The sequence below is a fragment of the Streptomyces sp. NPDC101227 genome (assembly GCF_044767545.1).
GTDB lineage: Bacteria > Actinomycetota > Actinomycetes > Streptomycetales > Streptomycetaceae > Streptomyces.
This window is the reverse complement of sequence record NZ_JBIWOD010000002.1, coordinates 585,661-609,711: the sequence shown is the minus strand read 5'-3', so window position 1 is coordinate 609,711 and position 24,051 is coordinate 585,661. Positions and strand designations below refer to the sequence as shown.

At 72.1% G+C, this 24,051-nt stretch carries 1 protein-coding gene; it reads right to left on the bottom strand.

Going from position 1 to position 24,051, the window contains the following annotated elements; translation table 11 throughout:
• Window position 1: 1 nt before the first annotated feature.
• A complete protein-coding gene (locus ACIRPT_RS06390; RefSeq protein ID WP_403823075.1) occupies window positions 2-23,992 on the bottom strand; it encodes a non-ribosomal peptide synthase/polyketide synthase in 23,991 nt (7,996 codons plus the stop codon).
• Window positions 23,993-24,051: the final 59 nt, after the last annotated feature.

Sequence of the window (24,051 nt, the reverse complement as noted above, 5' to 3'; positions counted from 1 at the left end):
GTCAGTTCTCCTGGGTGGGTGCGGGGGTGCGGGTGAGGTCGGCGATCTTCGCCTCGAGGATCGGCCCGATCTGGGCGAGCGAACCGGGCTGGGTCATGCGGTCGTGCCGGGTGGTGATGTCGTGGGACTCGATCCGGCCGCCCACGTACGGCCGCCAGATGTCGGCGCCCGGTGAGTTGTCCTCCCGGTCGATGGTGGAGTTGAACAGCAGCAGGTCACCGTCGAAGCGGCCGGGCGTGAAGTCGAGCGCCAGCTGAGCGTTGTTGATCATGATCGCGACGACGGCCTCGATGTGGCGTTCCTCCAGGCTTGCCAGCGCGCTGCCGCGGCCGCGCAGGATCTCCGCGACCTCGGGGTAGGTCAGCGGCCCGTCGCCCAGCTCGTCCGGATCGCAGTCGAGCATCCCGACCAGGACGTCCCGCTCGGTGGGCACCGGCGGTTCGTCGAACGAGACGTCGCCCACCGGGTAAGCGTCCAGGATGGCCAGCAGCGCGGTGTGTTCGCCGCGCGCCCGCAGCTCGCAGGCGATGGCGTGGGCGATCAGCCCGCCGGCGGACCAGCCGAGCAGCTTGTAGGGGCCGTTCGGCTGGACCTTGCGGATCTGGTCGGCGTAGTCGGCCGCCATTTCCTCGAAGGACGTCGGGCGGGGTTCGGGCCGCCCCAAGCTGCGCGCCTGGATCGCGTAGATCGGGTGCTCCGGGCCGAGGTGGTTCATCAGCCCGCAGTAGGACCAGCTGATGCCGCCGCCGGGGTGGATGCAGAACAGCGGGGTGTGACGTCCCGTCGGGCGCAGCGGCAGGAGGACGTCGAAGGCGTCGTCGGGGTCGTTCATGGCCAGGCGTTCCGCCAGCGCCGCCACCGTCGGCGCCTCGAACAGCGTTCGCAGCCCCAGCTCGATCCCGAGTGTCTCGCGGACTCGGGAGACCAGACGGGCGGCGAGCAGCGAGTGCCCGCCCAGGTCGAAGAAGTCGTCGTCGATGCGGACGCGGTCCCGGCCGAGCACTTCGGCGAACAGGTCGCACAGCAGCTGTTCCTGCGGCGTCCTGGGGGTGCGCCCGGTGCCGGCCGCACCGTACTCGGGGGCCGGGAGGGCGGCCCGGTCCAGCTTGCCCTGGGGGGTCAGCGGCAGCGCGTCCATGGTGACGAACGCCGACGGCACCATGTACTCGGGCAGTTGGCGGCGGAGCCGGGCGGACAGTTCGTCGGGCTCGGGCGTCCCGTCCGGGCCGTCGGGCGCGGGCACGAGGTAGGCGACGAGCCTTTTGTCGCCCGGCCGGTCCTCCCGTGCGATGACCGCGGCCTGGGCGATCCCCGGGCAGACGGCAAGCGCGGCCTCGATCTCGCCGGGTTCGATGCGGAAGCCCCGCAGCTTGACCTGGTCGTCGGCGCGGCCGACGAATTCCAGGGTCCCGCCGGCAAGCCACCGCACCAGATCGCCCGTGCGGTACATGCGGGTTCCGGCCGGGCCGTACGGGTCGGCGACGAAGCGCTCCGCGGTCAGCGCCGGCCGGCCGAGGTAGCCGCGGGCCAGGCCCGCCCCGGCGAGGTACAGCTCCCCCGCGACGCCCGGCGGCACCGGCCGCAGCCCGGCGTCGAGCACGTAGTGCCGCATGTTCGCCATCGGCCGGCCGATCGGCACGGTGCGCTCGGTGTCCGGCGGTGCGCACATCCGGTGATGGGCGGCGAAGGTGGTGGTCTCGGTGGGCCCGTAGCCGTTGACCACGGCGGTCTCGGGGCACACGGCCAGCACCTTGGCCACCGCGGCCGCCGACACGACGTCGCCGCCCGTCCACACTTCGCGCACCCCGGCGAAGGACTCCGGCTGCTCCTCGGCCATCAGCTGGAACAGGCCGGACGTCAGCCACAGCCCGGTGACCCGGTGCTCGGTGATCACCCGGCGCAGCGTGGCGGTGTCCGGCTGTCCGGCGGGGGCGACGACGAGCCGGCCGCCGCTGAGCAGGGGCACCCACATCTCGTACGTCGAGGCGTCGAAGGCCGTCGGGGAGTTCAGCAGGACCCGCTGGTGAGCGCCGCCGCGCCAGCATGGGGCCAGTGCCAGGGCCGCCACGTCGTGGTGCGTGACACCGATGCCCTTGGGCGCTCCCGTCGAGCCGGAGGTGTACATCACGTAGGCCAGCTGCCGGGGGTGGCAGGTCACCGCCGGGGCGGTGGGGCGGGGCTCGCCCTGGCTCAGCGCGGTCAGCACGTCATGGGTGAGCACCATCGCGGCGCCGGTTTCCCGGACGATCAGGTCGACGCGGGAGGACGGGAAGCGCGGGTCGAGCGGGACGTAGGCCGCGCCCGCCTTGACGATCGCCAGGAGCGCCACGATCAGCTCCGCCGAGCGGTCCAGCAGGACCGCCACCGAGGTCTCCGGTCCGGCGCCCTGGGCGATCAGCGCATGGGCGAGGTGGTTGGCGCGCGCGTCGAGCTGCGCGTAGGTGAGGGTGGCGTCGTCGGAGACGACCGCCACCGCCTCGGGGGTGGCCCGAACCTGCGCGGCGAAGAGCTCCGGCAGGCCCGCGTCGGGAAGCTCGGCGGCCGTGTCGTTGTTCCCGACCAGCAGCCGGTGGCGTTCCTCGGCGGAGAGGACGTCGATCCGTCCGATCGGCCGCTCCGGGTCTGCGACGACCGCCCGGAGCAGCCGGATCCACCGTTCGAAGAGTCGCTCGACGGTCGGCGGGTCGAACAGGTCGGTGGCGTACTCCACGGCCCCGAGGACACCGCCGGGGGTGCCGTCCGGGTCGTACTGTTCGGCGAGGCTGAAGGTCAGGTCCATCCGGGCGGTGCCGGTCGGCGCCGACGCGAAGCCGGTGTCCAGGCCCGGCAGGGTGAACTCGCCCATCGGCGCGTTCTGGAGGCCCAGCATCACCTGGAACAGCGGGTGGTGGGAGAGCGACCGGGCCGGGTTGAGCGCCTCGACGAGGTACTCGAAGGGCACGTCCTGATGGGCGTAGGCGGCGAGCGCCTTCTCCCGTACCTGGCCGAGCAGTTCGGCGAAGGTCGGCTCGCCGGAGGTGTCGGTGCGCAGCACGAGGGTGTTGACGAAGAAGCCGACGAGATCGTCCAGGGCCTGGTCGGTACGGCCGGCGATGGGGCTGCCGATGGGGATGTCGTCTCCGGCGCCGAGCCTGCTCAGCAGGGCGGCGAGCCCGGTCTGCAGCACCATGAACGTGCTTGCGCCGTGTGCCGTGGCCAGCTCGCGCAGGCTCCGGTGCAGTTCCGCGTCCATCCGCACCGGAAGCTGGCCGCCGCGGTGGGACGCCGTCGCGGGTCGGGGCCGGTCGGTGGGCAGTCGCACCTGTTCGGGCAGCCCGGCCAACGCCCTTTTCCAGTAGTCCAGTTGAGCGCTGAATCGGCTGTCCGGGTCGGACGCGTCGCCGAGCAGTTGCCGCTGCCACAGGGTGTAGTCGGCGTACTGCACCGGCAGCGGCGTCCACGTCGGCGCGGCGCCGCGGCACCGGGCCGCGTACGCCAGCGCGAGGTCCCGGGAGAGCGGTCCCATCGACCAGCCGTCGCCGGCGATGTGGTGCACCACGACCAGCAGTACGTGCACCTCACGGGACGTGGCGTACAGCACCGCCCGTACGGGCAGTTCGGTCGCCAGGTCGAATCCGCGTTGCGCCCCTTCCGCCAGCCGTTCCGGGAGTTCGGCCGCACTGGCCTCGACGACGGGCATGCTCGGGCGTGCTTCCGACGGGGCGAGGACGTGCTGGTAGGGCACGCCGCCGGATGCGCGGAAGACGGTGCGCAGACTCTCGTGCCGGGCCACCACATCCGCGAGCGCGTCGTGCAGGGCCCGCCGGTCGAGTTCGCCGGTGAGCCGCAGCGCCAGCGGCATGTTGTACGTGGCGCCGGGCCCGTCCATCTGGTGCAGGAACCACAGGCGGCGCTGGGCGAACGACAGCGGCACCCGCTCCGGGCGTCCGGAGGCCGTCAGCGCGGGCCGCGCCCGCCCCGCGTCGTCCAGGCGGGCGGCGAGTGCGGCCACGGTCGGCGCCTCGAACAGGATCCGGACTTCCAGTTCGGCGCCGAGGGTCGCACGGACGCGGGCCACCAGGCGGGTCGCCAGCAGCGAGTGCCCGCCGAGGTCGAAGAAGTTGTCGTCGACGCCGACCTGCGCCAGTCCGAGCACCTCGGCGAACAGCTCGGCCAGAAGCTGCTCCTGCGGGGTCCGCGGCGCCCGCCCGGCCCCGGCCGAACCCAGTTCGGGGGCGGGCAGCGCACCGCGGTCCAGCTTTCCGCCGGCCGTCAGCGGCAGTTCGTCCAGCATCACGAACGCGGACGGCACCAGGTAGTCGGGGAGCCGCTCGTCCAGGTAGTCGCGCAGTTCATGGATGAGGGCGCTGGTTCCGCGGCTGCCGGTCGGGGTGTTCGTCAACGAGGCCGGCGAGGTACCTGCGGGCCGGGCGGGTCGATAGAGGTCGACGGGAGCGGCCGACGGCGCGGCCGACGGGTCGGCGAAGACGATGTCCACGGCGTCGGCCGCGGTGGCCGACCAGGTGATGCCCACCCAGCGGCCGTACTCCCGTCCGAGCTCGTGGAACGCCTCCAGGTCGACGAGGTCGCCGTCATCCGTGGCGTGCAGCTGGGCCAGGAGTTCCGGGAGCGAGGCGCCGTCGGACTGCACCGCCCGGGCGAGGGCGGTCTCCCGCACGACGCGGCTGTTCGGCACCCCGGTGACCCGCAGCGCGGCCGGGCCCCGCTCCAGGAGGAGTTCGCGCAGCTCGTCCAGCCCGCCGGCCTGGCGGCCCCACTCCACCTCGACCGGTTCACCGGAGGGGAACGGGGCGACCGGGTGCTTGTGCAGCGTGACGTCGTAGCGGTAGCGCGTCAGCTCGTTGTGGTGCCGGCCGCGCTTGACCTGGACGGCGACGCCGGCGACGTCCTCGCCGTGCTCCCGCAGGGCCACGAAGAAGTCCGGATCGACCAGGAGTTCCTTCTCGACCAGTACGGCCTGTTCGACCGCTCGGCGCACGGTCGGCAGGTCGGTATCGGGGCCGGCCCGGTGCAGCTTTACGGCGGTGGTCAGCGACCGCTGGAGGCGCAGATTGCGCACATCGCCGACGAACAGCGTTCCGCCGGGTGCGAGCAGCCGCATCAGCCGGTTGATCACATCGACCAGGTAGTCGGCGGTCGGGAAGTACTGGACGACCGAGTTGATGACGATGGTGTCGAAGCCGCCGGCCGGCAGTCCGTCCGTGTCATGGGCGGGACGGGTCTCCAGCGTGACCCGCTCGGCCAGGCCCGGGTCGCGGCTGACCTCGGCGGTCAGCGCGTCGATCGCCGTGGCGGAGAAGTCGGTGGCCCAGTACGTCTCGCAGTGCGGCGCCACCCGGGAGAGCAGCAGCCCGGTGCCGACGCCGACCTCCAGCACCCGCCGGGGTTGCAGCGCCAGGATCCGTGCCACGGTCTCGTCGCGCCATTCCCGCATCTGTTCCACGGGGATGGGGCCGGCGTCGTAACTGCTGTTCCAGCCGGTGAAGTTCTGCCCGAACGCGGTCCGCTCCGCGGCGACGGGCAGCGCGTCGTAGATCTCCCGCCACTCGGCCACATGGTCCCGCTCCAGCCGGCGGTCACGACCGTCCTCGGCGGCGTTCCGGGCCACGACATAGGCGACGAGCCTCTTGTCGTCCGGCGCGTCCGTCCGGTCCTGCCGGGCGATCACCACGGTCCGGGCGACGCCGGGGTGGGCGGCGAGCGCGGCCTCGATCTCGCCGGGCTCGATACGGAAACCGCGGACCTTGACCTGGTGGTCGGCCCGGCCGACGAACTCCAGATTGCCGTCCGCCCGCCAGCGCACGACGTCGCCCGTCCGGTACATGCGCGAGCCCGCCGGCCCGTACGGATCGGCCACGAACCGCTCCGCCGTCAGACCGGGACGGTTGAGGTAGCCGCGGGCCAGTCCCCCACCGGCGACGTACAAGTCACCAGCCACACCGGGCGGCACCGGCTGAAGACCGGCATCGAGGACGTAGACCTGGGTGTTGGTGATCGGCCGTCCGATCGGCGGAACGCCGTCCGACGGGGCGAGCGGATCGCTCATCGTCGCGCACACCGTCGTCTCCGTCGGACCGTACGCATTGATCATCCGACGACCCGGCGCCCACCTCGCCACCAACTCCGCCGAACACGCCTCACCCGCCACCACCAGCGTCGACGCCGACAGCCCGCCCTCCGGCAGAGACGCCAGCACCGACGGCGCCAACGTGACATGGGTGATCCCGGAAGCGCCGTCGGTCAGGGCGGCGAGCGGGGAGCCCGGTGGCGGCAGCACCAGCGTCGCGCCCGCCAGCAGCGTGGTGAACAACTCCGACACCGAGGCATCGAAGCTCGGCGAGGCGAACTGCAGAACCCGGCTGTCGGCGTCGATCGCGAACCGTTCGACCTGCGCGGCTACCAGGCCGGCGATGCCCGCATGGCTCACCACCACGCCCTTGGGACGACCGGTCGAACCCGACGTGTAGATCACATACGCCGGATGCCGCATATCGAGTGCGACCACCGGATCGGTGTCCGGGCGGCCGGCGGTCTCGGTGACCGTGGCGGGATCGTCCACCACCAGCGCGGGCCGCGCGTCATCGAGCATGAACGCAATCCGGGACTTCGGGTACTCCGGGTCGACCGGCAGATACGCCGCCCCCGCCTTCATCACCCCCAGCAGCCCCACGACCAGCTCCACCGATCGCGGCAGCGCCAGCGCCACCACCTGCTCGGGACCCACACCACGCCCGATCAGCGCATGCGCGAACCGGTTCGCCCGCGCATTCAGCTCCCGGTAGGTCAGCGCGGCGTCCCCGGAAACCAGGGCCACCGCGTCCGGCGACGCCGCCACCCGCTCCTGGAAGGCGTCGGGGAGCGGGGCGGGGGCGACGGCGTCGGTGGCGTCGGTGGCGTTGTAGTCGCCCAGCAGCCGGCCCCGCTCTTCGGAGGACAGCAGGTCGATCCGGCCGATCGGCCGGTCCGGGTCGGCGACGACGGCCTCCAGCAGCCGGGTCCACCGCGCGATGAGCGTCTCGACCGTGGCCCGGTCGTACAGATCGGTGGCGTATTCCACCGCGCCGGCGATGCCGCCAGGGGTGCCGTCGGAGCCGTAACGCTCGCACAGGCTGAAGCCCAGATCGAACTTGGCCGTGCCCGTCGGCGCCGGCACGCCGGACACCCGCAGCCCCGGCAGCTCGAAGTCGCCCATCGGGGCGTTCTGGAGCGCCAACATGACCTGGAACAACGGGGGGTGCGACAGCGACCGCGCCGGGTTCAGCACCTCCACCAGGTGCTCGAACGGAATGTCCTGATGCGCGTACGCGGCGAGGGCGTTCTCCCGTACCCGGACCAGCAGTTCGGCGAAGGTCGGATCGCCGGAGAGGTCGGTGCGCAGCACGAGGGTGTTGACGAAGAACCCGACGAGGTCGTCCAGCGCCTGGTCCGTGCGGCCGGCGATGGGGCTACCGACCGGGATGTCCGTACCGCCGCCCAGCCGGCTGAACAGCGCCGCACATGCGGCGTGCAGGACCATGAACATGCTGGCCCCGGCACGGCGGGCCAGCGCGGCCAGTCCGGAGTGCACGTCGGGGCTCAGCTCGATGGTGAGGTGGTCGCCCTGGTAGGACGCCACGGCCGGTCGCGGGCGGTCCGTGGGCAGTTGGATGCGCTCCGGCAGCCCGGTGAGGTGATGGGTCCAGTAGGCGAGCTGCCGGGCGAGCCTGCTGTCCGGGTCCGCGGCGTCACCGAGGAGCTCCCGCTGCCACAGGGTGTAGTCCGCATACTGCACCGGCAACGGCGACCACTCCGGCTTGGAGCCGCGGCACCGGGCCGCGTACGCCGCCGCGAGATCGCGCGACAGCGGCCCCATCGACCAGCCGTCGCCGACGATGTGATGCACCGTCACCAGCAGCGCATGCTCGTCCGGTCCGAGCGCGAACAGCTCCGCCCGCAGCGGTGGCTCCTCCGCCAGGTCGAACGCGTACCGCGCCGCCTGGGCCAGCAGCCCCGCCAGCTCCCGCCGCACGGTGGCGGTCGTCCGCAGCCGGGGCCGGGCAGCCGCCGCGTCCAGCACCCGCTGGCCGGGCACCCCGCCGATCTCCGCGAAGACCGTACGCAGGCTCTCGTGCCGCGCCACGACATCCGCCAGCGCCGCCTCCAGCGCCGATTCGTTCAGCTCGCCCGACAGCCGCAGCGCCAGCGGAATGTTGTACGTGGCACTGGGCCCCTCCATCTGGTGGAGGAACCACAGGCGGCGCTGGGCGAACGACAGCGGCACCACGTCGGGACGCTCGTACGCGGTCAGCGTGGGCCGCGCGGTGTCCGCACCGCTCAGGCGGGTCGCCAGTCCGGCCACGGTCGGTGCCTCGAACAGTGTTCGCAGCTCGACCTCGACATCGAGCACCGTGCGCACCCGCGACACCAGCCGCGTCGCGAGCAGCGAATGCCCGCCGAGGTCGAAGAAGCTGTCGTCCACCCCGACTTCGCCTACGCCCAGCACCTCGGCGAACAGCTCCGCCAGCAACTGCTCCCGCGGCGTCCTCGGCGCTCGACCGCTCGTGACGGCCGGGTCGAACTCCGGAGTCGGCAGGGCGGCACGGTCCAGCTTCCCGCTCGGCGTCAGCGGCAGGCCGTCCAGGGTCACGAATGCCGACGGCACCAGGTAGTCCGGCAGTCGCCGCCGCAGATGCTCGCGCAGCTCGACGGCCTCGGGGGCGCCCGCCGCCCCTCGGACGACGTATCCGACCAGCCGGTCGTCCCGGGCGATCACGGCGGCCTGGGCCACGCCGGGGTGCGCGACGAGCACGGCCTCGACCTCACCGGGCTCGACACGGAAACCGCGGACCTTCACCTGCTCATCCGCCCGCCCGACGAACTCCAGCTCACCGTCCGCCCGCCAACGCACGACGTCACCCGTCCGGTACATCCGCGACCCGGCCGACCCATACGGATCGGCCACGAACCGCCCGGCGGTCAGCGCCGACCGGTTGAGGTAGCCACGAGCCAGCCCCCCACCCGCGACATACAAATCCCCCGCCACACCGGGCGGCACAGGCCGCAGACCGGCATCGAGCACATACACCCGGGTATTGACGATCGGCCGTCCGATCGGCGGAACGCCGTCCGACGGAGCGAGCGGATCGCTCATCGTCGCGCACACCGTCGTCTCCGTCGGACCGTACGCATTGATCATCCGACGACCCGGCGCCCACCTCGCCACCAACTCGGCCGAACACGCCTCACCCGCCACCACCAGCGTCGACGCCGACAGCCCGCCCTCCGGCAGGGACGCCAGCACCGACGGCGGCAGCGTCACATGCGTCACGCCCAAGGCACCGTCCGTCAGCGCCGCGAGCGAGGATCCGGGCGGCGCCAGGACCAAGGCGGCGCCCGTCAGCAGGGCGCCGCACAGATCCCAGAACGACGCGTCGAAACTCGGCGAGGCGAACTGGAGCACACGGCTGCCGGCGTCGAGGCCGAGCCGTTCGACCTGAGTGGCCACCAAGCCGGCGATGCCCGCATGACTCACCACCACGCCCTTGGGACGGCCCGTCGAACCCGACGTGTAGATCACATACGCCGGATGCTCAGGGCGCGCCCGGACGGCCGGATCGACGTCCGGGTACCCCTCTGTGCCGGTGACCGCGGCCGGGTCGTCCACCACGAGCGCGGGACTCGCGTCTTCGAGCATGAACGCGATCCGCTCCTCCGGGTACTCCGGGTCGACGGGCAGATAGGCGGCTCCCGCCTTCGCCACGGCGAGCACGGCCACCACGAGTTCGACGGACCGCGGCAGGGCCAGCGCGACGATCCGCTCCGGACCCACACCGCGCTCGATCAGCACATGCGCGAACCTGTTGGCCCGCGCGTTCAGTTCGCCGTAGCTGAGGCTCGTCTCGCCGGACACCACCGCGACCGCGTCCGGCTGCGCCCGCACGCGCTCCTCGAACATCGGGGCCAGGGTGGTGGCGAGCAGCGGCCTCGCGGTGTCGTTGCACTCGTGCAGCAGCCGGTGGCGTTCCTCCGGGGCGAGTACGTCGATGGCGCTCAGCGGCCGTTCCGGGGCGGCGACCGCCGCCGCGAGCACGCGCGTCCACCGCGCGACGAGCGTCTCGACCGTGGCCCGGTCGAACAGGTCGGTGCTGTACTCCACCACTCCGTCGAGACCGCCCGGAGCGCCGTCCGGTGCACGGCGCTCGGCGATGCTGAAGGTCAGATCGAGCCTGGCGGAGCCGGTCGGTACCGCCAGACCCGAAACCCGCAGCCCCGGCAGCTCGAAGTCGCCCATCGGGGCGTTCTGCAGGGCCAGCATGGTCTGGAAGAGCGGGTGGTGCGCCAGCGACCGCGTCGGGTTCAGCTCCTCCACCAGGTGCTCGAAGGGGATGTCCTGGTGCGCGTAGGCGGCGAGGGCGCTCTCCCGTACCCGGACCAGCAGTTCGGCGAAGGTCGGATCGCCCGAGGTGTCGGTGCGCAGCACGAGGGTGTTGACGAACAGCCCGACCAGGTCGTCCAGTCCCTCATCCGTACGGCCGGCGATCGGGCTGCCGACCGGGATGTCGGTACCGGCACCGAGCCGGGTGAACAGCGCCGCCAGCCCCGCCTGAAGCACCATGAACAGACTGGTTCCGCTGCGGCGCGCCAGGTCCGCCAGCCCGGCATGCAGCCGCGCGTCCATACCCAGAGGCAGCAGGTCTCCCCGGTAAGACGTCACCGCCGGCCGCGGCCGGTCCGCGGGAAGCTGGATCTGCTCCGGCAGCCCCGCCAGATTCTCCGCCCAGTACGCGCTCTGCCGGGCGAACAGGCTCTCCGGGTCCGACTCCTCGCCGAGCAGGTCCCGCTGCCACAGGGCGTAGTCCGCATACTGCACCGGCAACGGCGACCACCGCGGCTCAACGCCCCGGCACCGCGCCGCATACGCCGCAGCCAGATCCCTCGACAACGGCCCCATCGACCAGCCGTCACCCGCGATGTGATGCATCACCACCAGCAGCACATGCTCATGCTCATCCGGTCCGAGCGCGAACAGCTCCGCCCGCACCGGCAGCTCCGCCGCCACATCGAAGCCGTACCGAGCCGACCGCGCCAACCGGTCCCGCAGCTCCGATTCGTCCACGGCTGTCACCGGCAGCGGCAGACACGCCTCCGCCGCCGGAAGGATCCGCTGGTAGGGCACCCCTTCGCTCTCCACGAACAGCGTACGCAGGTTCTCGTGCCGGCTCACGACGTCGTGCAGCGCGGATTCGAGCGCCTGCCGGTCCAGGGCTCCCGACAGCCGCAAGGCCAGCGGCATGTTGTACGTGGCGCTCGGCCCCTCCATCCGGTGCAGGAACCACAGCCGGCGCTGCGCATACGACAACGGCACCCGGTCCGGACGCCCGTACGCCGTCAGCGCCAGGCGCGCCTTCCCCGCGTCGCTGAGCTCCGCGGCCAGTCCGGCCACGGTCGGGGCCTCGAACAGCGTTCGCAGCTCGACCTCGACGCCGAGGCACGCACGCACCCTGGACACCAGCCGCGTCGCCAGCAGTGAATGGCCGCCGAGATCGAAGAAGCTGTCGTCGACGCCGACCTGGGGCACGCCCAGCACCTCCGCGAACAGCGCGCACAGCAGCTGTTCCCGCGGGGCTCGTGGTGCCCGGCCGGGGCGGGCGGACCCGAGTTCGGGAGCGGGCAGGGCGCGGCGGTCGAGCTTGCCGGTGGAGGTCAACGGCAGCGCGTCGAGGGTGAGGAAGGCGGCGGGCAGCATGTAGTCGGGCAGCCGCTCCCGCAGGTGTTCGCGCAGCAGGTCGTGCCACTGGCCGTCGAGCCGGCCGGGTCGGTCGGCGTCGGCAGCGATAGGCACGACATAGGCGACGAGTTGCTGTTGGCCGGGGCGGGCCTCATGGGCGGTCACGGCCGTCCGCGCCACACCGGGGCCGGTGGCGAGCACTGCCTCGACTTCGCTGAGCTCAATGCGGAAGCCACGGATCTTGACCTGATGGTCCGCCCGTCCGAGGAACTCCAGCTCGGCGTCCGCCCGCTGACGGACCACATCGCCCGTGCGGTACATCCGCGCCCCGGCAGGCCCGTACGGATCGGCCACGAACCGCTCCGCCGTCAGCCCGGGACGGTTCAGGTAGCCCCGGGCCAGCCCCGCACCGGCGAGGTAGAGCTCCCCCGGCACACCGGGGGCCACCGGCCGCAGCCCGGCGTCCAGCACGTACACCCGGGTGTTGGCGATCGGCCGGCCGATCGGCGGCGGCAGCGGGCAGTCGGCGAGGTCGGCGGGCAGCGTGTACGCGGTGACGACATGGGTCTCGGCCGGACCGTAGTGGTTGTGCAGCAGGCGGCCCGCGCCGCCCTCGTGGAATGCGCGCACCGAGCGGCCGATCCGCAGCGCCTCACCGGCCTGCGCGAGGGAGCGCAGGTGCGGCAGATCGCGTCCCCGCTCGTCGGCCGCCTCCGCCACGGCCTCGATCACCAGACTGGGCGCGAACAGCTCCTCGACCTCGTGCCGGTCCAGCCAGTCGACGAGCAGTTCCGCGCTGCGCCGCTGCTCCTCCGTGGGCACGACCAGCGTCTTGCCGAAGGCGAGCGCGGAGAGGATCTCCTGCACCGAGACGTCGAAGCTGATCGCGGTGAACTGAGCGGTCCGTGTTCCCTCGCCGCCGGCGACGGCGCGGTGGTGCCAGTGCAGCAGATTCAGCAGCCCGCTCGCCGGCATCGCAATCGCCTTGGGGCGGCCGGTGGAGCCGGAGGTGTAGATGACATAGGCCGGGTGCTGCGGGAGCAGCGGAGCGGTCCGGTCCACGTCGGTGGGGTCGGTGGCCGTCCCGGAGCCCAGGGCTCGTGCGACCGCGGCGTCGTCGAGCACGAGGCGCGGCGGGCCGGCTTCCTCGGGGACGAGCCCGGCCGTCTCGGTGGTGGTCAGCAGCAGCGCGGGCGCCGCGTCCTGGAGCATGAACGCGATCCGGGCCGCCGGATACTCCGGGTCCACCGGCAGATACGCCGCCCCGGCTTTGAACACGGCCAGCATCGCGACGACGAACTCCGCGGAACGGGGCAGGGCGAGGGCGACGATCCCCTCGGGGCCGACGCCGCGCCGGATCAGCGCATGGGCGAGGCGGTTGGCGCGTGCGTTGAGCTCGCCGTAGGTGAACGTCGTGCCATCGGACAGCACGGCGACCGCGTCCGGCGTCGCCGCCGCCCTGGCCTCGAAGAGCTCCGGCAGGGTGGCGGCGGGAACCTCGGTCACCGTGTCGTTGGCGACGGTCAGCAGCGCGTGGCGCTCCTCGGCCGACAGCACCTCGACCTCGCCGATTCGCTGCTCGGGGTCGGCGGCCACCGCTTGCAGCAGCCGCACCCACCGCGCGACGAGGGTCTCGACGGTGGCCCGGTCGTACAGGTCGGTGGCGTACTCGACGGCTCCGGCGAGCCCACCGGGACCGCCGTCCGCCCCACGGCGTTCGGAGAGGGCGAAGAACAGGTCGAACTTCGCGGTCCCCGTGGACACCGGAACCGTCGACAGGTGCAGCCCCGGCAGCTCGAAGTCCCCGTCCGGTGCGTTCTGCAGCGCCAGCATCACCTGGAACAGCGGGTGATGCGACAGCGACCGGGCCGGGTTCAGCACCTCGACCAGGTGCTCGAACGGCACGTCCTGATGCGCGTACGCCGCCAGCGCGTTCTCCCGCACCCGCTCCACCAGTTCGCTGAAGGTGGGATCGCCCGACAGGTCCGTCCGCAGTACCAGCGTGTTGACGAAGAACCCGACCAGATCGTCCAGCGCCTCGTCCGTGCGGCCCGCCACGGGGCTGCCGAGCGGAACGTCGGTGCCCGCGCCGAGTCGGGTGAACAACGCCGCCAGCCCGGCCTGAAGCACCATGAACAGGCTGCTCCCGGTACGCCGTGCCAGGCCCGTCAGCGCGGCATGCAACTCGGGGGGCAGCTCGACGGTGAGACGGTCGCCCCGGTACGACACCACGGCCGGCCGCGGCCGGTCCGCCGGCAGCGGGATCTGCTCGGGCAGCCCGGCGAGGTGCTCGGACCAGTACGCGAGCTGCCGGGCGAACAGGCTGTCCGCATCGGTGGCGTCGCCGAGCAGCTCCCGCTGCCACAAGCTGTAGTCGGCGTACTGCACCGGGAGCGGGGCCCAGTCCGGCGCTTCGCCGCGGCAGCGGGCCCGGTACGCGGCCGCGACATCGCGCGCGAGCGGCAACGTGGACCAGCCGTCCCCCGCGATGTGGTGCACCACCAGCAACAGCACATGCTCGTCGGGCGCGAGCGCGAACAACTCGGCCCGCACCGGCGGCTCCGCCTCCAGGTCGAAGGCGTACCGGGCCGCCTCGGCCAGCCGGTCCGGCAGCCCGGCTTCGGCGGTCTCGGTCACCGGCAGCCCCAGACCGGCCTCCGCGGCGGCCAGAACGCGCTGACAAGGCTCCCCGTCGACTTCCGCGAACACGGTGCGCAGGCTCTCGTGCCGGGCGACGACATCCGCGAGGGCCCCCTCCAGCGCGGGCCGGTCCAGCCCGCCGGTCAGCCGCAGGGCGACGGGGATGTTGTAGGTGGCGCTCGGCCCTTCCAGCCGGTGCAGGAACCACAGCCGGCGCTGCGCGAACGACAATTCCACCCGCGCCGGGCGCTCGTACGCGGTGAGCGCGAGCCTGGCCTCTCCCGCCTCGGCGAGTTGCGCGGCCAGTCCGGCCGGCGTCGGGGCCTCGAACAGGGCGCGCAGCCCGACCTCGACGCCGATGGTGGCGCGGATGCGGGCGACGAGCCTGGTGGCCAGCAGGGAGTGGCCTCCCAGATCGAAGAAGCTGTCGTCGACGCCGGCCTCGGATACGCCCAGCACCTCGGCGAACAGCTCGCACAGCAACTGCTCCTGCGGCGTACGCGGCGCCCGGCCGCCCCCGGCAGCCGCGCCGAAATCCGGCTCGGGCAGCGCCCGGCGGTCCAGCTTCCCGCTCGGCGTCACGGGCAGTTCGTCCAGCGCGACGAACGCCGACGGGACCATGTGGTCCGGCAGCCGCTCCCGCAGGTACCGGCGCAGTTCCACCGGACGGGCGACGCTCCCCGCGGCGGGTACGACGTACGCGGCCAGCCGGTCGTCGCAGGCGATCACCGCGGCCTGGGCAACGTCCGGGTGGATGCCGAGCAAGGACTCGATCTCGCCCGGCTCGATGCGGAAACCGCGCACCTTGACCTGGTCGTCGGCCCGCCCGACGAATTCCATGTTCCCGTCCGCGCCCCAACGCACCACATCACCGGTGCGATACATCCGCGACCCGGCAGGACCGTACGGATCGGCCACAAACCGCTCAGCCGTCAGCCCGGGACGGTTCAGATAGCCCCGCGCCAGCCCCGCACCCCCCACGTACAACTCCCCCGCCACACCCGGTGGCACCGGACACAACCCGGCATCCAGCACATACGCCATGGTGTTGGTGACCGGTCGGCCGATCACCGGCCGGGACGAGCCCGCGATCCGTGCGGTGAGGGCGTCGACGGTGCACTCCGTCGGACCGTAGTGGTTGAAGCAGGTGCTTCCGTCCAGGGACCGCAGTTGCTCCCACAGCCGCTGCGAAACGGCCTCGCCGCCGACCACGATCAGCGGCGGACGTCGCCGCGGGGCGTCGAGGAGTCCCCTCGACATCACCACCTGCATATGCGACGGGGTCAGGTCGAGAAGATCGATCGCCTCCCGGTCCAGTCGCTCGGTCAGCACACTCGGATCGGTCAGCGTTTCCCGATCCCAGACGTGCAGCTCGTGGCCGGCCAGCAGGCAGAGCATCTGCTCCCAGGAGGCGTCGAAGGACATCGACGCGGTCAGCGCGACGCGCAGCCGGCGGTGCGGGGACCCCACCGTCGTCGGCGGGTACAGGTGTGCGCGGTAGTGCGTGAACAGGTTCACGACGCCCGCGTGGCTCACCACCACTCCCTTGGGCCGCCCGGTGGAGCCGGAGGTGTAGATGACGTACGCGGGATGCTGCGGCAGCAGCGGGACCACGGGGCTGGTGGACGGATGGCCGTCCGTCGCCCTGACGGTCTCGAGGTCGTCGATCAGCAGCACCGGCCGTGCGTCGTCGAGCATGAAAGCGACGCGGGCGGCCGGATAGTCCGGGTCCACCGGGACATACGCGGCTCCGGCCTTGAGCACGGCGAGGACGGCTACGATGAGTTCCGCCGAGCGCGGCAGGGCCAGCGCGACCAGCCGCTCCGGCCCGGCCCCGCGCTCGATCAGCCCATGGGCGAACCGGTTCGCCCAGGCGTCGAGCTCGCGGTAGGTGAGCGTCATGTCGTCGGACACCACCGCCACCGCGTCCGGCGTCGCCGCCGCCTGCGCGGCGAACAGTGCGGGAATGGTGCTCGCCTCGACGGTGACCGCCTCGCCACGGCAGGCGGTCGCGAGCTCGGCGCGTTCCTCGGCCGAGAGCACCTCGAGCCGCCCGATCCGCTGCTCCGGATCGGCGACCACCGCCTCCAGCAGCCGTACCCACCGCGCGACGAACGACTCCACCGTGGCCGCGTCGAACAGGTCGGTGGCGTACTCGACCACGCCCTCGAGGCCGCCGGGGCCGCCGTCGGCCCCCCGCAGCTCGGACAGGCCGAAGGTCAGATCGCACTTGGCCGTGTCGGTGACGACGGGGAGCCTCGACAGGCGCAGCCCCGGCAGCGCGAAGCCGTCCTCCGGGGCGTTCTGGAGCTCCAACGCCACTTGGAACAGCGGGTGGTGCGCCATCGACCGGGTCGGGTTCAGCACCTCGACGAGGTGCTCGAACGGCAGGTCCTGATGCGCGTACGCCGCCAGCGCGCTCTCCCGCACCCGGCCCACCAGCTCGGCGAACGTGGGATCGCCCGACAGATCCGTGCGCAGCACCAGGGTGTTGACGAAGAATCCGACCAGATCGTCCAATGCCTGGTCGGTGCGTCCGGCGATGGCGCTGCCGAGGGGCACGTCGGTGCCGGCCCCCAGCTTGCTCAGCAGCGTCGCCAGCCCGGCTTGCAGCACCATGAACAGACTGCTGCCAGTACGGAGCGCCAACGCCGACAGGGCCTGGTGTGCCTCGCTGCCGAGCCGCACCGCCACCCGGGCACCACGGTTCGACGCCACGGCGGGACGCGGGCGGTCGAACGGCAGCTCCAGCTGCTCCGGGAGCCCGGCCAGCGTCGTCGCCCAGTACGCGCTCTGCCGCGCGAAGAGGCTGTCGGGGTTGGCTCCCTCGCCGAGGAGCTCGTGCTGCCACAGCGTGTAGTCGGCGTACTGCACCGGCAGCGGCGACCACTCCGGCTTGTCGCCATGACTACGGGCCGCGTACGCCGCCGCGAGATCGCGCGACAGCGGCCCCATCGACCAGCCGTCCCCCGCAATGTGATGCACCACCACCAACAGCACATGCTCATCGGGCGCGAGCACGAACAACTCGGCCCGCACCGGCGGCTCCACCTCCAGGTCGAACGCGTACCGCGCCGCCTCGACCAGCCGCCCCGCCAGCTCCGACTCGGCCACCGCCGTCACCCGCAGCCGGTCGCCGACCTCCGCGGCATCCAGGACACGCTGGTACGGCACGCCATCGACGTCGGGGAAGACCGTGCGCAGGCTCTCGTGCCGGGCGACGACATCCGCGACCGCCGCTTCCAGCGCGGCCCGGTCCAGGGCGCCCGACAGCCGCAGCGCAACGGGGATGTGGTAGGTCGCGCCGGCGCCCTCCATGCGCTGCAAGAACCACAGCCGGCGCTGCGCGAATGACAACGGCACCCGCTCCGGACGCTCGTACGCCGTCAGCGCGAGCCTGGCTCGTCCCGCCTCGCCCAGCTTCGCGGCCAGCCCGGCCACCGTCGGTGCCTCGAACAGCGTCCGCAGCTCCACCTCGACGCCCAGGGCCGAGCGCACCCGGGAGACGAGCCGCGTCGCCAACAGGGAGTGGCCACCCAGGTCGAAGAAGCTGTCGTCGACGCCGGCCTCGGGTACGCCCAGCACCTCGGCGAACAGCTCGCACAGCAGCCGCTCCTGCGGCGTACGCGGCGCCCGGCCGCCCCCGGCAGCCGCGCCGAAATCCGGCTCCGGGAGCGCCGCACGGTCCAGCTTGCCGTTCACGGTCAGTGGCAGGGCGCCGAGCGCGACGAACGCGGCCGGGACCATGTAGTCGGGCAGCCGCTCCCGCAGGTGTGCGCGCAGCCCGTCCGGCGCGAGCGTGCGTCCGGATACGGGTACCGCGTAGGCGGCCAGGCGGGTGTCGTCGGCACGGTCCTGACGCGCCACGACCGCGGCCTGCGCGACGTCCGGGTGCGCGGCCAGCACCGCCTCGATCTCGCCTAGTTCGATACGGAAACCGCGCACCTTGACCTGGTCATCGGCCCGCCCGACGAATTCCATGTTCCCGTCCGCGCCCCAACGCACCACATCACCGGTGCGATACATCCGCGACCCGGCAGGACCGTACGGATCGGCCACAAATCGCTCAGCCGTCAGCCCGGGACGGTTCAGATAGCCCCGCGCCAGCCCCGCACCAGCAACGTACAACTCCCCCGCCACCCCCGGCGGCACCGGCCTCAGACTCGTGTCCAGGACATACGTCCGGAGATCGGGGATGGAGGTGCCGATGACGCTGGCCGATCCCGCTCCGGCGCCGCGGCGGTCCAGGGCGGCGTAGGTGACATGGACCGTCGTCTCGGTGATGCCGTACATATTGACCAGCACCGGGGCGTCGTCCGCGTGCCGCCGGTACCAGTCCTCCAGGCGTGCGGGCTCCAGGGCCTCGCCTCCGAAGATCACGGTGCGCAGGGAGAGCGCCCGCCCGATCTCCGGATCCTCCTGGTCCGCCTGCATCAACTGGTAGAAGGCGGACGGCGTCTGGTTCAGCACGGTGACGCCTTCGCGGGCCAGCAGCTCCAGGAAGCGCCGCGGTGAACGGCTGGTCTCGTGCGAGACGACGACCAGGCGCCCGCCGTGCGCCAGCGCCCCCCAGAGCTCCCAGACGGAGAAGTCGAAGGCGTACGAGTGGAACAGCGTCCACACGTCGTCGGTGCCGAAGGTGAACCGCTGCCGGGTGGTGTCGAACAGGCGCACCACGTTTTGGTGCGGGATCACCACGCCCTTGGGGCGGCCGGTGGAGCCGGAGGTGTAGATGACGTACGCCGGGTGCTGCGGACGGACGGTGGCGCCCGGGTTGGTGTCCGGGTAACCCGCGATCGTGCCGATGGTCGAGGGGTCGTCCATGAGCAGCCGGTCGGCCTGCCCGGCGCCGAGCAGGCCGCTGTCGGTCCGGACGGTGGTCAGGAGGAGGGTGGGCCGGGCGTCGTCCAGCATGAAGGCGATGCGGGCGGCCGGGTAGTCCGGGTCCACGGGCAGATACGCCGCGCCGGCCTTGAGCGTGGCCAGGATCGCCACGACCAGCTCAACCGAGCGCGGCAGGGCCAACGCCACCAGTCGCTCCGGCCCGGCTCCCCGTACGATCAGCGCATGGGCGAGCCGGTTCGCCCGCGCGTTGAGTTCGCCGTACGTCAGCGTGTCCTCGCCGGACGCCACGGCCACGGCGTCCGGCGTCGCCGCCGCCTGCGTCTCGAACAGGGCGCACAGGGTGGTGCGGGGCGCGTCGGTCATCGTGTCGTGGGGGACGGCCAGCAGCCGCTTGCGCTCCTCGGCCGAGAGCACCTCGAGCCGCCCGATCCGCTGCTCCGGATCGGCGACCACCGCCTCCAGCAGCCGTACCCACCGCGCGACGAACGACTCCACCGTGGCCGCGTCGAACACATCGGTCGCGTACTCGACCACGCCTTCAAGACCGCCGGGCCCGCCGTCGTCCCCCCGCAGCTCGGTGACCATGCAGGTCAGGTCGCACTTCGCCGTCCCGGTGGAGACCGGAGCCGTGGACAGGCGCAGCCCCGGCAGCGCGAAGGTGCCGGCCGGCGCGTTCTGCAGCGCCAGCATCACCTGGAACAGCGGATGATGCGACAGCGACCGAGCCGGGTTCAGCACCTCGACGAGGTGCTCGAACGGCACGTCCTGATGCGCGTACGCCGCCAGCGCGCTCTCCCGCACCCGGCCCACCAGCTCGGCGAACGTCGGATCCCCCGAGAGATCCGTCCGCAGCACGAGGGTGTTGACGAAGCACCCGACCAGGTCGTCGACGGCTTCGTCCGTACGTCCGGCGATCGGCGTGCCCACCGGGATGTCGGTACCGGCCCCGAGCTTGCCCAGCAGCGCCGCCAGCCCCGCCTGAAGCACCATGAACAGGCTGGCTCCGCCGTCTCTCGCCAGCTCACGCAGTCCCCGATGCAGCTCCGGGTCGAACCGGACCGCCACCTGTCCACCGCGGTGCGACGCCACGGCGGGACGGGGACGGTCGAAGGGCAGGGCGACCTGTTCGGGCAGGTCAGCGAGTGCGTCCGTCCAGTAGGCGAGCTGTGTGGAGAGCAGGCTGTCGGGGTCGGCGGCGTCGCCGAGGAGCTCGTGCTGCCACAGCGTGTAGTCGGCGTACTGCACCGGCAACGGCGACCACTCCGGCTTGTCGCCATGACTACGAGCCGCGTACGCCGCCGCGAGATCGCGCGACAGCGGCCCCATCGACCAGCCGTCCCCCGCAATGTGATGCACCACCACCAACAGCACATGCTCATCGGGCGCGAGCGCGAACAACTCGGCCCGCACCGGCGGCTCCACCTCCAGGTCGAACGCGTACCGCGCCGCCTCGACCAGCCGCCCCGCCAGCTCCGACTCGGCCACCGCTGTCACCCGCAGCCGCGGCAGCGCCGCGGCACCGTCCAGCATCCGCTGACACGGCACGCCGCCGACCTCCGCGAACACCGTCCGCAGGCTCTCGTGCCGCGTCACCACATCCGCCAGAGCCGCCTCCAGGGCCGACTCGTTCAGCTCGCCGGACAGCCGCAGCGCCAGCGGAATGTTGTACGTCGCGCTCGGCCCCTCCATACGATGCAGGAACCACAGCCGGCGCTGCGCGAACGACAACGGCACCCGCTCCGGACGCTCGTGAGCGGTGAGCGCCGGCCGTGCCTTCTCTGCCCCGTTCAGGCGGCCCGCCAGCCCCGCCACCGTCGGCGCCTCGTACAGCGTGTGCAGTCCCAGCTCCACGCCGAAGGTCGTACGGATCCGGGCGATCAGCCGGGTGGCCAGCAGGGAATGTCCGCCGAGCTCGAAGAAGTCGGCGTCCGCGGCGACTTCCGAGCGCCCGAGCACCTCGGCGAACAGCTCGGCCAGCAGCTGCTCCTGCGGCGTACGGGGCGCGCGCCCGGCCCCGCCCGCACCGAACTCCGGCTCCGGGAGCGCCTTCCGGTCCAGCTTCCCGTTCGGCGTCAACGGCAGCGCGTCCAGCGTCACCACGACAGCCGGCACCATGTGGTCCGGAAGCCGTTCTTGCAGATACGCACGCTGATCAGCAGGTCCGGAAACACCGGCGGCCGCCGGAACCGCGTAGGCCACCAGCCGATCGTCGCGAGCGACCACCGCGGCCTGCGCGACGTCCGGGTGCGCGGCCAGCACCGCCTCGATCTCGCCTAGTTCGATACGGAAACCGCGCACCTTGACCTGGTCATCGGCCCGCCCGACGAATTCCAGGCACCCGTCCGCACCCCAACGCACCACATCACCGGTGCGGTACATCCGCGACCCGGCAGGACCGTACGGATCGGCCACAAACCGCTCAGCCGTCAGCCCGGGCCGGTTCAGATAGCCCCGCGCCAGCCCCGCACCAGCAACGTACAACTCCCCCGCCACCCCCGGCGGCACCGGCCTCAGACTCGTATCCAGGACATACGTGCGTGTAGTGGCGATCGGCCGGCCCATCGCCGGGGCCTCTCCCGAGGGGGACAGCGGACCGCTCATCGTGGCGCACACCGTGGCTTCGGTCGGACCGTAGACGTTGATCATCCGTCGGCCCGGAGCCCACCTTGTCACCAGCTCCGGCGGGCAGGCCTCTCCCGCCACGGCCAGCGTGGGCACCGGCACCTCGCGGTCGGTCAGTGTCGCCAGCGCCGACGGCGGCAGCTTCGCATGGGTGATGCCCAGACCGGGGTCGGTCAGCGCGGCGAGCGGGGATCCTGACGGCGGCAGGACCAGTGCCGCTCCCGACAGCAGCGCGGTGAACAGCTCCGACACCGAGGCATCGAAGCTCGGCGACGCGAACTGGAGCACCCGGCTGTCGCGGTCGATCCCGAACCGCTCGACCTGCGCCGCCACCAAGCCCGCGATGCCCGCATGGCTGACCACCACGCCCTTGGGACGGCCGGTCGATCCGGAGGTGTAGATGACGTACGCGGGATTGCGCACGTCCCGTGCCACGTCCGGATCGGTGTTCGGGAGCCCGGTGGTATCGGTGACGGTGCAGGGTTCGTCGACGACCAGGGCGGGCCGTGCGTCCTCCAGCATGAACGCCTTCCGGGACTCCGGGTACTCCGGGTCCACCGGCAGATACGCCGCCCCCGCCTTCATCACCCCCAGCAGAGCCACGATCAGCTCCACCGACCGCGGCAGCATCAACGCGACGGTCCGCTCCGCTCCGGCACCGCGCTCGATCAGCGCGTGGGCAAACCGGTTCGCCCGCGCGTTCAGTTCCTCATATGTCAGCGAGGTGTCCCCGGAGACCAGGGCCACCGCATCCGGGGTCGCCCGCACCTGCTCCTCGAACAGCTCCGGGACCGTCGCCTCCGCCACCGCCCGGTCGGTGGCGTTCCGCTCCACCAGCAGCTCATGCCGCTCCTCGGCGGACAGCAGATCGATCCGGCCGAGCGGCTGCTCCGGATCGGCGGTCGTCACGGCCGTCAGCAGGCGCATCAGCCGTTGCTGGTGTTCCGCCAACTCCGCGTCACCGAAGGCGTCCGAGGCCGCCTGCAACCTTACCTGTGGTCCGCAGCCGTCCCCCCGGTCCCAGAAGGCGACGGTGAGCGTGGTCGCCCGCTGGGAGACGTCGTGTGCCGTGCTGCGATGCCCGGCGAAGGCCAGGCCGTAGTCGAAGAGACTGATGTTGACCACGGGGGAAAGATCGGCACCCATACCCGTGCCACCGGACAGGCGGAGATCCCTGTGGAGATCCTCGCTCCGGTAGCGCTGATGCTTCACCACCTGGCGGACTTCCGCCGCGGTCCCCGCCACGAGCTCGGACAGCGTCATCTCCGGCCGCAACGACAGCCTCAGCGGCACCACATTGGACACCGCGCCGGGCACGGACCTGAGGAGAGGATCGGTGCGCCCGCTGACCGCCAGACCCATGACCACGTCCTGTGCGCCCGTCACCCGGTGCACGTACAGGGCCGTCGCCGGGACCAGGAGGCGGGACCACCGGACCCCGGCCTTGCGGGCCACAGCCTCCAACGCGTCCGGCCCCGGCAACGCCAGCAGCTCGGTCCTGCGATTGACACCGACGACCTCACCCGGCGACCGTCCGACCAGTCGCGTCGGCTCCGGCCGGTCGGAAAAGCGCTCCGTCCAGTACGAGCGGTCCGCCGCGAACCGCTCGGAATCGCGGTACGCGGCGTCGCCGGCCACCAGGTCGGACAGCGAACCGAAGACCGCCGGACCGGCCGGCCTACCTTCCATCAACGCCGTGTAGACATCGGCGCATCGCCGCGCGAAGAGCGAGAGCGCGAACCCGTCCATCACCATGTGGTGGTAGGTCTGGTACCACCAGAACCGGTCGGGACGCAGCTTGAACAGGACATGCCCGAACAGCGGATCACGGGTGAGATCCATCGGACGGGACATGTCCGCCGCGATCCACTCCTCGGCGGCCGCGCGCGGGTCCGCTGCCGCACTGACGTCGACGACCGGCTGCTTCGCGTCCCGTACCGTGCGGACCACCTGCACAGGCCCGTCGTCCCCGTCCTCGAAACGGACGTGCAGTGCGTCGGTCTCCGCGACGACCTGCCGCAAAGCCGTCTCGAACGTCACCGAGTCGATCGGTCCCCGGATGTCCAGGTACTCACCGATGCGGTAGGTCACAAGCGCCGTACCCGACCGTTGTTCGGCCAGCCAGATTTCGCGCTGAGCGGCGGTCAGGGGGAAGACGGTCCCCTCGCGACGGGACATGGCGGTGCCTCCAGAGGATTTCGAGACGTGGGTATCCACCGGCGTTTGCGCCTGCTGTC

What these genes read in the sequence shown, in the direction of transcription:
- ACIRPT_RS06390 (WP_403823075.1), bottom strand. Translation starts at nt 23,992, where the DNA reads ATGTCCCGTCGCGAGGGGACCGTCTTCCCCCTGACCGCCGCTCAGCGC.